Source organism: Cohnella suwonensis, from assembly GCF_042655365.1.
GTDB lineage: Bacteria > Bacillota > Bacilli > Paenibacillales > Paenibacillaceae > Cohnella > Cohnella suwonensis.
Genome location: NZ_JBHSMH010000047.1, coordinates 1 through 12020, shown reverse-complemented (window position 1 = coordinate 12020; position 12020 = coordinate 1). Strand labels below are relative to the sequence as shown.

The following is a 12020-nucleotide window of genomic DNA, read 5'->3' as shown; positions in this document are numbered from 1 at the left end:
GGTCGTCGTCATTGCCGTTGACCTGCCGTATATTTAAATCATAGATCAGCATAACTTAGCCCTCATCTATTTAATAGGTGGGGGCTATTTGACGCTTACGTCTGTTGCGGGATATTCCGAAAAAAATTGCCTTTACTTATGGTACGGTTCTCCGCGCTGTTTGTAACGGCAAGTTTTGTGAAATCAAAAAGACCCAACATTAAATGTGGGTCTTAAAGCTGGTATTTCTTATGAATTTTTTATGTATTGTTCTTTGGGACCGAGTACATCTCTTAAGTTAAGAATATCGTATCTAGTTGCTGCTACTAATGAAGAGTCTACAATTAATACTTTCCCTTTACCTGAGTCAAAGTAAAACAACGGAATATAGTTTACATCAATCGTTTCTTCACGCAGATGCAATAACCCTAGCTCCTGCTTAATATTGCTGTCTTGGAACACTTCTTCGTTATAGTCTTTAATTGTCTTAATAACTTGCTCAACAGGAATGCCATCGACTATTTGATCGACAGTTGAATCACTCATAAAATCTAGAATTGCCCGGACGATATAGTAACGTAAACCCTTACTTCCTGAACGCATACTTGCCAACTTATGAATCCTTGCAATAGCTGGTGTTATTGCTTCTTCATAACTCTTCTGAATAGCTTGTTCTGAAATTGTGATATCCGCCAATTGCACTACCCTGTCATTAGTTTTAAAGACCCTGTTTCTGAAACAAAAACTCTTTAATACTGATTTAAACATTCCTACATTTCTTCCGGAGATATCAATGAACTTATCTACGATCTCGTCAGAGATTTTGATTTTCAATGCATTCTCACCTTCAGAAACAATCTTCCGAAGTTCATCAGGAGTCCAATCACCTATATCAACGGTTTCTACTCGATCTCCTAAATCGGGGACTAGTGCATTTACTTTTGTAGACTCTTTCCAAACTCCTACGATTATTACTCGGATATTATGAAATAAAAATTCCCTTAGTGCAGTAGCGAACTCCTTCTGAACTTCTTGTTTCAAGTAATGAAAGTTTTCAAGTACAATAAAGTTATTTGATATATTTTCTTTAATTGCTCGTATTACTTCATCGGTACTCTCCAAGTTAATATTAGTATAAGTCAACTTATTACCTTCCGTAGCTTTTCCAACCACTTTTCCTGTTAAATCTGTCCCCACCTCTATACCTGCTTTAATTCCAATTTTGGCTGTCGCTCCAGCTTCACCACTTACTTCACCTACTGAATTGGTTTCAACATTTCCAACATTCTCACCCAACTGTTGTAAAATTGCCCTGAACAACATCTCTCTACTATTTTTAGGATCACAACCGATTCGCACATAAGATTTGCAGTATCTCTCAATTAACCACGTTTTCCCTTGTTTTGATGCTCCATATACTACTATATGGCGATTATCATGTTCGATAAGATATTGAAATTGTTCATGAACATCTCGAATTATATAAGTCGGGCAGTCTTCTTTAGGTTTTTCACTTAATCCAAATACATCATCTAGAGAATAACTTTTGGATCCCCATTTAAACATTTTATATTCCCCACTTAATTGATCATTTAGACAACTATATAACACTACCATAAATACCCAAGTAAATAAATTTATTATTTTCTACATAAACTTGCCGTTACTTATGGTACGGTTCACCGCGATAAATCTTAAAAATAATAAGCGGGTTAACTTTGTGTTGATTTGACACTTAAATGCTTGAATTGTTGACTTCAAAAAGAATGGGCTGCATGAGTCAGCACCTTATATATTGCCGAGGCCTGAACCCTAAGAAGAGGAATTCAGATATTCTTTTGGTTATTAGCGAGTGCTCGACTTGACCAACGCTCTAAATACATACAAGGCATACTCGTTCCTTGTTGACTCCTTGTTGACTCCTTGTTGACTCCTTGTTGACTCCTTGTTGACTCCTTGTTGACTCCGGGCATATCAAATACACCGCCATGGCTCTTGGGCTACATGGCGGTGTATTCGTTACGGAGATACTGCTATACGTCCTTCGGTTCTTCCTCTTCCCCTACCGCAATCGGATTCCCCGCATAACTAATCCAATCGCTCCAGCTCCCCGCGTACAGCTTCACGCGGGAAAAACCAGCTTCCCCCAACGCCAACACGTTGGGGCACGCGGTAACCCCCGAGCCGCAGTATACGACGATCTCGTCGTCCTGCGACCGAGCCAAACCCTCAAACCGCGCGGCCTGCTCCGCCGCGCTTTTCCACGTGCCGTCGGGCCCCCGGCCCTCGGCCCAGAAAAAATTCCTCGCGCCCGGGATATGCCCGGCCACCCGATCGATCGGCTCCGCCTCCCCGCGATACCGCGGCGCCTCTCGCGAATCCACCAATACGAATCGTCCCGTGCCGAGCGATTCGCGAACTTCGTCGACCTCGACCAGCATGTTATGCTGTACGGTCGCCAGGAACCGAGCAGGGATGAGCACCTTCTGCTCGGCCGACACCGGACATCCGGCGTTCTTCCATGCCGTGAAGCCGCCGTCCATCACATACACTTGCTCATGGCCGAGATACTTCATGAGCCACCACAATCGCGACGCCATCGCTCCGCCTTGATCGTCGTAAGCAACGACCCGAGTCTCGTTGCTGATGCCGACCTTGCTCAACCGATCCGCCAGCACCGCCGCATCCGGCAGCGGATGCCGTCCTCCGTGACCGTCGAGTTCGACCGGCGCGGACAAGTCTTTCTCTAGATCCAAGTACACCGCGCCCGGAATATGCGACTCCGTATACGCCTCGCGTCCGGCATCCGGCTTGCCCAACTGGAACCGGCAATCGACGATCACAATATCCGACTCATACATGCGTGCCAGTACCCACTTAATAGGAACGACATTTTTCATCCTCGACATCTCCTCCACGCTCTTCTATTATCCTTCACGTAATCTTCTATCCTTCACGAAATCTTCCATATTTCCTTCAAGCTTCTCCGCACTAATCTTTGCCTTTAACCCGTACTTACCCTATTTCCCAGTCCCGTACAATCTCACCATCTCGTCCGTGTCCCCGAACCGGATCAAGCCTTCGTCCCGCAGTCCCAGCTTCGCCAGCAGCTTCTCCGAAGCCTCGTTCCCGTCGGACACGAGCGCCGCGATCCGGTCCATTCCCAGCTCCGAGCGAGCGTAAGCCATCACCCCGGAGGCTGCTTCGAAAGCATACCCTTGTCCTCGATAAGCCGGAAGAAAGGCATACCCGATGTCCGCATCGGCCATAAAATCCCGCTTCGCCAATCCGCAAATGCCGATCGGCACTCCGCCATCCTTCAACTCCACAACATAAAACCCGAACCCGAACCGCTCATAGGAAGCCAGCGCGACCCGCGCGATGTAATCCCGAGCATCCTCGACCGTTCTGACTCCGCGATCTCCGATGTTCGCGATCCAATCGGGATCGTTCATCAGCTCCAGCATAAAGGCCGCATCGTCCGGCGTCTGCCGCCGAAGCGCCAACCGTTCCGTCTCCAACACCTTCATCGAGACACCTCCACGCCTTTAATCCCCCTTAACCCCCGAGCCGCCACCAACTGAGCCACAATAACCGCCAACATCACAATCGCCATACCCGCGAACAACCACCGCGTCGCATCCGTCCCGCACTCGTCCAGGAACCATCCCGTCAGCTTCGGCAACAGCGCGCCGCCGATGCCGCCGCTCGCCATGAGCAGGCTTGTCGTCCGCTCCGTCACGCCGGGCACGACGTGGTTCGTGTACACGAGCGCCACCGAGAACATGCCCGACATCGCGAGTCCCGCGAGCAGCGTCAGCACGAAAGTCGCTTCCGTCGTATGCAAGCCGCCGAGCGCGACGAAAATAATCGCCCCCGACACGCAAGTGACGAGCATATAGATGCCTCCGCCCCAACGGTCCGCCGCGTAGCCGGACACGATCCGGCCGACGACCATCGCGCCCCAGTAGACGCTAAGCGACAGCGACGCAGTCGAATCGGACAAGCCGTTGTCGTTCACGAGCAGCGACGGCAAGTAATGCACGAAGCTCATCTCCGACCCGACGTACACCAGGAAGAACAACGCCCCGATCGCCAGCACGAGCGTCGCCCGTCCGCGACTCGAAGCGCTCGCGCCGCCATTTTCCGCCGATGCGGCTACTTCGTCCGCACCAACGCCAGCTCCCGCACCGCCCTCATCCACGATTGTCGGCCAGAAAGCGATCCACAGCGCCAGCGTCGCCGCCATGAGCGCGCCGACGACGATGAACGCCGCGATCCAATGCCCGTTCGCGATTAGCCACGCCCCGACGAACGGCATGATCAGCGCGCCCACTCCGAAAAACACCTCGACCCGGCTCATCGCCACGTTCGCCCTGTCCCGGGCCGCCGAGCCGATAATGATCGAACCGACGATCGCCTCCGTCAACCCAAGCCCGAGTCCCGCGAAAGGAGCCGACGCCAGCATGACGCCCCAAGCCGGCTGCAACGCATAGACCGCCTCGGCGATCACGGTAATCGTGAACGCGCCGAGCAGCAGCGTTTTTTTCCCTAAACGTCCGATCAGCCACGGGGTCATCAGCATCCCGAACATCCCGCCCAGAAACTGGTTCATGACGAGCTGTCCGCCATCGCCGTATTTAATTCCGTAAGCGTCGACCATCGGCTCCATGATCGTCCCCAGCACCAAATGCCCGAGCCCGATCGCCAAATACGCCACGCACCCCAAGAAGATCAGCCGAGCCATCGTTGTTTCCCCTTTGCTTTTCCCATTCCGATCAACTCCCCTATCATACCACGCCCGCCGCCTGCTCTCCCACTCCGAATCCGTTATAATGAAGGAACAGATCCCCGTACGCCCGCGTACGAAAATAGAGAATAGAGGTCGCAGCATGCATCAAGACGACGCAGGGAAGCCGCTTCTGGCGCTTGAGCCCATGACGGAGGAAGACGGCGAAGCCATCTGCGAATGGCGGTATCCATCTCCTTACGAACGGTTCAAGTGGCCCGAGTGGGAACGAATGAAGAAGAACGGCCTGGAATTCGCCGACGCGGACATCCGGTCGCGACAATATTTGGCGGTCAGGGAGACCGAGGGCGGGGAGCTCGTGGGGTACGCCCAGCTTTTTCCGATGGAAGGCGTCGTGCGGCTCGGCATGGGCCTGCGGCCGGACCGGTGCGACCGGGGATGGGGAACGCTTCTCACCCGCATGCTCGTCCGGGAGGCGCTTCGCCGGCAGCCCGGCGCGGAAGTCGATCTGGAAGTCGAGCAATGGAACAAGCGCGCGATCCGCGTGTACGAGAAGACCGGTTTCAAGCGGACCGACCAATATTCGCGCAGGGCCGCTCACGGTACGGTGAACCTTTACGTCATGGTATGGCAAGGACGCCGATAGGCGTGGCTTGCCGCGCGCATGGCGTGTTCTGACATATCCCTCGATTCCCCCTCATAAAATTAGAGTAAACAACCAAGAACCGGCAGGCTTCCGTCAGGCAGTTATACCAAATCAGGGCGTCATCGCCCGGTGAAGGAGGCTGTTTCTGAGTGAAGGCACTTCACGCGCTCAGTCTGTTGCTCGTCATTCTGGGGGGACTGAACTGGTTGTCCGTCGGCTTGTTCAAGTACGACGTCGTCAGCGAAATTTTCGGGGGAACGGAAGAAGTCGGTTCGCGGATCGTGTACACCGTCGTCGGCATCGCCGCGCTCTACGCGCTCGCGTTGTTCGGGAAGGTGACCCGGGACGACTGAACCCACGGATCGCAAAGAAGCACAAAGACCCTCCTCGGCGGACGCCGGGAGGGTCTTTGTGCTTTGAATATCCCCGAGCCCCGGCATGAACGGACGGCCGCTTGCGACATATGCTGAGAATAGCTAATGACGAGGGAAAGGCGGCGGTCGAATGATCCATTATGCCGCGATCGGGGATTCCTTGACTTCGGGAGTCGGGGATTTGTTCGGCGGGGGATTCGTTCCCAAGTACGCGAACATCATGCGGCATCGGCTGCAACGGGAGGTCGTCTACGACAACCTGGGCATGTCGGGAGCGCGGTCCGATAAAATATTGGCGGTCATCCGTAGCGATTACGGCGTCAGGACGACGCTGCGCAACGCCGACGTCATCACGATCACGGCGGGCGGCAACGATCTCGTCGACGCGGCCAAGGGCTACGGCAACTCCGACGCGTACAGGCAAGCGCTGGCGAAGAGCCGCCATAATATCGCGGCCATGCTGGAAGCGATCCGGCAGCTCAAGGTCGGCCAGCGCGATTACTTGATCCGTCTGGTCGATCTGTATAACCCGTCTCCGGCCATGCCGGAGTCGAGCGTCTGGATCAGGCGGTTCAACGCCCAGCTGGACAATTTACAAGACGCGACGGTAAGAGTGGCGAACATCTACGACGCCTTCTCGGGAAGAGAGCGGGAACTACTTTTCTTCGACCGGTTCCACCCGAACTCTCGGGGCTACGCCGTCATCGCCGACGCGCTCGACCGCTTAGGCTACGGACCGCTCGGATAGAAACCGCCTGCGAGCGTTCCCGGCTACGCCGACGCACGGAATAACGCCCTCCGCATCGGGGCGTTATTTCTGCGCGATGCCGTTTAAGACCAAACAACTGAAGCAAAAAAGCCCGAGAACCAAGTCGAAAATGACCTGGATCTCGGGCTTTTGAAATGATGGCGGTAATCAGCGCGATTTACTGTTCGTCGTCTTCGTCGACGTTAGACTCGTCGGCGCCTTCGTCTATATGTAACTCGTCAGGCGAGTAATATTCGCAGTTAAGAGGTTTGAATCCGCTGTCCCAGCTAAGTACGGGTAAGCCTAGCTCTTTGCTTAACACGCTGAGCTTTATGTCAACAATATCGAGATTAACGGTTCCGAACAGCTTGACCGCCTCACGAATGGCTGTAGAGGATTCGATACCCACGACGGCAAGTAAAGCAGATATGCGATGTGAGATTTCCGCTTTACCGCGGCCGTACGACTTGTTTAGCACGAAAATCATTTCTTCAACGACGGCGTCAGAGAAGAGTAACACAACTCTCCCATTAGCCAATTCGACGAGTACCTTCCGAGTCTCTTCATACATGAACTCGGCGTTCTTGCGCTGCTTGTCCGATGTTGCTACATCAATGTCGTGTTGACCGACTAAGATGCGCAAACCAATGTTGGCATCTACCAATAACTTTGTCTTCATTTTTCTTATTCCTCCAAATTTTTGCGACGCTGTAAGTCATCAGCAATCAGCCCCTCTCGGTATTGATCTCTGAGTTCCTTTACGTCTACGAGTGGTTTGTCTAATTTCATACTGCCAAAGACGTCCCAAATGGACACCTGTTTAACGCCGCGAACGATCAAGCGTTCACCTTCCAGTTCAAATTCGAGCTTATCGCCCTCCTCAACACCGAGTATTTTTCTGACCTTAACGGGTATCGCAACGACTCCTTTTGCAGACAGTTTTCCAGTCTCATACTTTGTCATCATTCAGTTGATTTCTCCTTAAGCGCGACCTAAAGGCACCATAAGGTAGAGATAGAGTATTTATATGGTTTGGTAAGTTGGTCGAGCATGGTTTAGTTTTGGTTGTTTTTAAGGTTTCCGGCTCTGTTCGCAATTATTACGGTCTATTAGATTGATCGAATGGGGTAATCAAGTCGATTATCAAGAGTTTCAATAACTTCGTTCTGCGGTAATTTCCTTCTCAATGGCCGTGATCTTTATTTCCAATGAATCATTACTTCCCTTTGCTCCAAGCATCACTCCCCTCAAAATATAAACAGCAATAGCCTAACCTTACTTGTATTATACACCTACCCATTCAAAAAAAGTCAAGGAATAATAAAAAGTTAAACTATTTACACAATACATACCAATAAGATAATATAAACAAAATTACGACGTATTACGACAAACAACAAACTAACTTCGCGAAGGCGGGCCATTCAAAGTGATCTGCAAGGATCGCGACCATGACCGAAAAACCCGCCATGAGCGAACCCCGATCACGGGATTTAGCATGGCGGGTTTTTCGTACGCCTTCCTCTCTTCGCTGTGTTACTGCCAAAGTAAGCAGATCAGAATGAGCAGGCCGATCAGGCAGCAACCGATGAAGGATTTCATCTTATCCATTTGTTCTCCTGTTGACGCCAAGAGCGAATTGATCCGATCTTTAAGGCGTGTTTCCACGCGGAGCTCATAGATCGCTCAATGCGTCGGCGCCCGTTTCTTCGTCGCCGTACGCGCTTCGGGAGGCTCTTCCGCGCGGGCGCGAACGACGCCGTACGGCGTGAATTCCGGCTTGCCGCCGTCTATCCGGATTTTCGCTTCTATAGAGAAGACGTCGCGGAAGAACGCTTGGTCGAACACGGCCTTCGGCTCGCCTTGGCGAACGACCTTGCCGTCCTTGATCGCGATTATGCGATCGCTGTACCGGGAAGCTTGGTTCAAGTCGTGCAGCACCATCGCGATCGTGATGCCTTGCGTCTCGTTCAGATGGCGCAACAGCTCCATGATCTCCAGCTGATGGGCGATATCCAAATACGTCGTCGGCTCGTCGAGCAGCAGCGTATGCGGCTTCTGCGCGATCGCCATGGCGATCCATGCCCGCTGGCGTTCGCCGCCGGACATCGTGTAGAGCTGACGATACTGCAAGGCCGTCAAATCCGTCATCGCGATCGCCCAATCGACGACGTCTTCGTGCTCGCCTCGGCATTCCTCGTACCATTTTAGATGCGGATTCCGTCCTTGGCGAACGAGATCCCGCACCGTCATGTCGAGCAAGTGGTCTTGCGTCTGGGGCAACATCGTCAGCTTCCGGGCGACCTTCTTCGTATTCAAACGGGCGATCGCTTCCCCTTCCAGGAAGACGGCTCCTCCGGAGGGGTTCAAGAGACGGGTCAACAGCCGGAGAACAGTGGACTTGCCCGAGCCGTTCGGCCCGACGATGCTGACGATCTCGCCCTTGACGATATCCAATCCGACTCCGTCGATCAGCAGCCGATCGGAGTAGCCGAACCGCAGATCCGCTGCCGTTAAGACGGTTTCCACCCTTTCATACCTCCCCTCAGTAAATATAGGAAGAACGGTCCGCCGCAGATGGCGAGCAGGATGCCGACGGGAAATTCGATCGGGTCGAACCAGCTTCTCGCCGCCGTATCCGACAGAATGACGAGAGTCGCTCCTCCGAGCGCCGATACCGGCACCAAGAACCGGTAGTTGTTCCCGACGAAAAGCCTGGCGATATGCGGGACGACCAATCCGACGAAGCCGACCATCCCGACCGTGCTGACGGCCGCGCCCGCGAGGAACGTGGACGCCACGATGACGAGCATTCGGCTACGCTCCACCCGGTTGCCGAGCAGCTTGGCGACTTCGTCGCCCAGTATAAGCTGGTTCGCTTGCTTAATGAGGAACAAGGAAGCCACGATGCCGACTATCGCGTAAGGCAGCAGCGTATCGAAATGCTTCCAGCTCTTCCCGTTTAACGTGCCGGACAACCAAGGCAACACGGATTGAACCTTCTCGCTGTTCAGGATCATGAGGGCCGTCATTCCCGCCCCGAGCAAGGAATTGACGGCGACGCCGGCCAGGATCAGTCTCCCGGTCGGCGCGCCGCCTTTCCATGCGAGCAGATAGATGACGCCCGTCGCGATCAGCGCCCCGAGGAAAGCGGCCGGCGGCAAGTACGCCATATGCTGAGGGAACAGGATCATGATCGCGACCGCGGCCAATCCGGCGCCGGAGGATACCCCGATAATGCCCGGATCGGCAAGCGGATTGCGGAACACGCCTTGCATGAACGAACCGGCGATCGCGAGGCTCATCCCGACGAGCAAGCCTATCAAGACGCGCGGGAAGCGCAGGTTCCATACGATCTGGCGAGCTTCGGACTCCGTTCCGGAGAACAGAGCCGTCCACGCCTCCTTCGCCGAGAGCGGCACCGCGCCGATCATCAGCCCTAGCAAGATCGCGATGGCAAGCAAAGCAAGCATGACTCCGAGGAGGAGAACCCGCTTCGACTTTCTTGGATCTTTCATGCTTTTATTTCACCTGCCGCAGCAGTTGGTTCAAGCTGAGTACCGCTTCCGGAGCGCGCAAGCCCGGGTTGGCGGCGAACAGTTCGCTGTCCAGCACTTCGAAGTTGTCGTTCTTGACCGCGGTCAGGTTTTTCCAAGCGGCATTCGATTCGAGCTCTTTCTTGAAGCTCGTTTTGATCTCCGCCGGATCGCCGTGAGTGATCAAGTAGATCGCGTCGGGGTTAGCGGCGATGATCCGTTCCATGCTGAGGTCCGCGTATTGCGGCATTTGGTCGTTCTTAGGGAACGCCGCGCCGGCGTTCACCCCGCCCGCGAGCTCCAGGAAGTTGCCCGGATAGCTGGAAGGAAGAGCGACGACGAAGCTGCCGGGAGCGCCATACAGGATGATGACCTTCGGTTTCGTTTGCAGCTTCGTCTGCTCCGCGATGCGGATCTTCGCATCCATCGAGGCCAGCAGCTTGTCGGCCTCTTCTTCTTTGCCCAGCACTTGGCCGTACAGACGGATGGAATTCTGAATCTCGGAGTACAGATTGTGCGAATTGAACAGCATCGTCGCGCCGAGTTGCTCGATCGTCGCTTTGCTTTGTTGCAGCGCCGGGCTGCCGATGACCAGATCCGGCTTCAGCGTCGCCAGCTTCTCGAAGTTGATGCCGTGCGCGCTGCCGACTTCCGGGATCGAAGCGGCGGACGCCGGATACACTTTGCCGAGCGCGGTCGAACGGCCGACGACGTTGCCGCCGAGCGCGGAAACGATCTCCGTATCGGAGGAAGACAGCGTCACGATGCGCGTCGGTTTTTTCTTCAGCGTGAGCGGCCCGGTCTTCGTCTGTACCGTCAGCGTCGTGGAGATGGAGAGTTGCTTGGACGTATTGTTCCATTTCACCCACATGCCGAACGATTCCGCCAGAAAACGAAGCGGCACGAGCGTTCTGTTGTTGACGGTGACCGGAGCCGCGTCCAGCGTGACTTTCTCCGAACCGACGGTAGCGGCTTTCGAGCCTACCGTGTATGTAACCGTAACGCCGTCTTTCTTGGCCGTCACTTTCTTCGTCGTCGCGTTCCAATCCACCGTGCCGCCGATAGCCGACACGACGCTGCCGTAAGGAACGAGCAAGCGGTTGTTCACGATTTGCGGCGCCGTGTCCATCGACAGCGTCTTGCCGTCTAGCGTTATTTTGATAGCCGGAGCGGCGGCCTCCGCTTTATTCTGGATGGCGGGCGAGAAAATCGCCGCGGATGCGAATAGGGATAAAGCCATAATGCCTTGGATATGTCTTTTGAACGACATGGGCCAGCCTCCTGATATTGATAATCATTTTCAATTACAGATTGTAGTTGATAATGATTATCAATGTCAATATCAATTTGGGCGACATTCCCTTACTTGTCCCTCGTAGGCGCCGCGTGCCGTGTGCTCGGGCCTATTTGCCGCCGTTAGCGCCGCAACGGCGACGATTCGTACCTCGATCCGCATCTAATCCGCCTATTCCCCGCCGTATCGCCATTTTCGCGCCCCCAATACCCCGATTCGCACCCCAATTCGCCAATTTCGCGCCCCAATCCCCCGATTCGCACCCCAATCCGCCAATTTCGCGCCCCCAATACCCCGATTCACCTACTTCGCACGCCACCACAAGCCAATTCCCCTCCGCCACCAACGCACAACCTGCAAAAGTGCAGGTTGTTGCGCCGTATTCCGGGAACTCACGACATCAACCTGCACCAGCTGCAGTTTGTTTTCGCATTTTCGAGTAAAATCGCCCCTTCCCGCCAAACAAACTGCACATTTGCAGGTTATTGAGCCATCCCGGCGGTTTTGCCCAAAACAACCTGCACTTTTGCAGGTTGTCGCCTCCTCCCCCTTTTCCCCGCCGAAAACGACAAAAAAACCACCCCCTTCACCAAGAGGCCACTGAAAAAGTCCGTATTTGAAGAAAGGGTACAGTCCTCCAGATTTTTGAGGGGGCTGTACCTTTTTTCTGTATAATTAAAGCATCATCGGAGA

12 protein-coding genes are annotated in these 12020 nt (G+C 53.9%); 3 read left to right on the top strand and 9 right to left on the bottom strand.

The features are described 5' to 3' along the window. Positions 1-228: 228 nt before the first annotated feature. The 4 genes from ACFPPD_RS14895 to ACFPPD_RS14880 all read right to left on the bottom strand — a co-directional run bounded on the left by ACFPPD_RS14895 (position 229) and on the right by ACFPPD_RS14880 (position 4726). A complete protein-coding gene (locus ACFPPD_RS14895) occupies positions 229-1545 on the bottom strand; it encodes a P-loop NTPase family protein (protein ID WP_209751880.1) in 1317 nt (438 codons plus the stop codon). Positions 1546-2012: 467 nt separating this feature from the next. Beyond that, positions 2013-2879 (bottom strand): sulfurtransferase, encoded by an 867-nt coding sequence (locus ACFPPD_RS14890; protein ID WP_209751878.1) that lies wholly within the window; start codon positions 2877-2879, stop codon positions 2013-2015. Positions 2880-2999: 120 nt separating this feature from the next. After that, a complete protein-coding gene (locus ACFPPD_RS14885) occupies positions 3000-3509 on the bottom strand; it encodes a GNAT family N-acetyltransferase (RefSeq protein ID WP_209751876.1) in 510 nt (169 codons plus the stop codon). Further along, positions 3506-4726 (bottom strand): MFS transporter, encoded by a 1221-nt coding sequence (locus ACFPPD_RS14880; RefSeq protein ID WP_209751874.1) that lies wholly within the window; start codon positions 4724-4726, stop codon positions 3506-3508. The genes ACFPPD_RS14885 and ACFPPD_RS14880 overlap by 4 nt, the downstream gene beginning before the upstream one ends. 145 nt (positions 4727-4871) lie before the next feature. Here ACFPPD_RS14880 and ACFPPD_RS14875 point away from each other — a divergent pair, with 145 nt between their 5' ends. The 3 genes from ACFPPD_RS14875 to ACFPPD_RS14865 all read left to right on the top strand — a co-directional run bounded on the left by ACFPPD_RS14875 (position 4872) and on the right by ACFPPD_RS14865 (position 6497). Then, positions 4872-5375 carry a GNAT family N-acetyltransferase gene (locus ACFPPD_RS14875; RefSeq protein WP_378082552.1) on the top strand — a complete coding sequence of 168 codons (504 nt, stop codon included), beginning with the start codon at positions 4872-4874 and terminating at the stop codon, positions 5373-5375. Between the two features lie 149 nt (positions 5376-5524). Further along, positions 5525-5728 (top strand): DUF378 domain-containing protein, encoded by a 204-nt coding sequence (locus ACFPPD_RS14870; protein ID WP_209751872.1) that lies wholly within the window; start codon positions 5525-5527, stop codon positions 5726-5728. Positions 5729-5879: 151 nt separating this feature from the next. After that, positions 5880-6497: a GDSL-type esterase/lipase family protein gene (locus ACFPPD_RS14865; protein WP_209751870.1), complete on the top strand. Its 618-nt coding sequence runs from the start codon at positions 5880-5882 to the stop codon at positions 6495-6497. Positions 6498-6675: 178 nt separating this feature from the next. Here ACFPPD_RS14865 and ACFPPD_RS14860 read toward each other — a convergent pair whose 3' ends face one another. The 5 genes from ACFPPD_RS14860 to ACFPPD_RS14840 all read right to left on the bottom strand — a co-directional run bounded on the left by ACFPPD_RS14860 (position 6676) and on the right by ACFPPD_RS14840 (position 11303). After that, positions 6676-7176: a PIN domain-containing protein gene (locus ACFPPD_RS14860; protein WP_209751868.1), complete on the bottom strand. Its 501-nt coding sequence runs from the start codon at positions 7174-7176 to the stop codon at positions 6676-6678. Between the two features lie 5 nt (positions 7177-7181). Continuing rightward, positions 7182-7463 carry an AbrB/MazE/SpoVT family DNA-binding domain-containing protein gene (locus ACFPPD_RS14855; protein ID WP_209751861.1) on the bottom strand — a complete coding sequence of 94 codons (282 nt, stop codon included), beginning with the start codon at positions 7461-7463 and terminating at the stop codon, positions 7182-7184. 720 nt (positions 7464-8183) lie between these two features. Continuing rightward, the gene (locus ACFPPD_RS14850) at positions 8184-9026 is read right to left on the bottom strand and encodes an ABC transporter ATP-binding protein (protein WP_209751860.1); all 843 of its coding nucleotides are present in this window, start codon (positions 9024-9026) and stop codon (positions 8184-8186) included. Continuing rightward, positions 9011-10015 (bottom strand): FecCD family ABC transporter permease, encoded by a 1005-nt coding sequence (locus ACFPPD_RS14845; RefSeq protein WP_209751858.1) that lies wholly within the window; start codon positions 10013-10015, stop codon positions 9011-9013. Before ACFPPD_RS14845 ends, ACFPPD_RS14850 begins: the two co-directional genes overlap by 16 nt. A gap of 4 nt (positions 10016-10019) precedes the next feature. Beyond that, complete coding sequence (locus ACFPPD_RS14840) at positions 10020-11303, bottom strand: ABC transporter substrate-binding protein (RefSeq protein ID WP_209751856.1); 1284 nt, start codon at positions 11301-11303, stop codon at positions 10020-10022. Between the last annotated feature and the right edge of the window lie 717 nt (positions 11304-12020).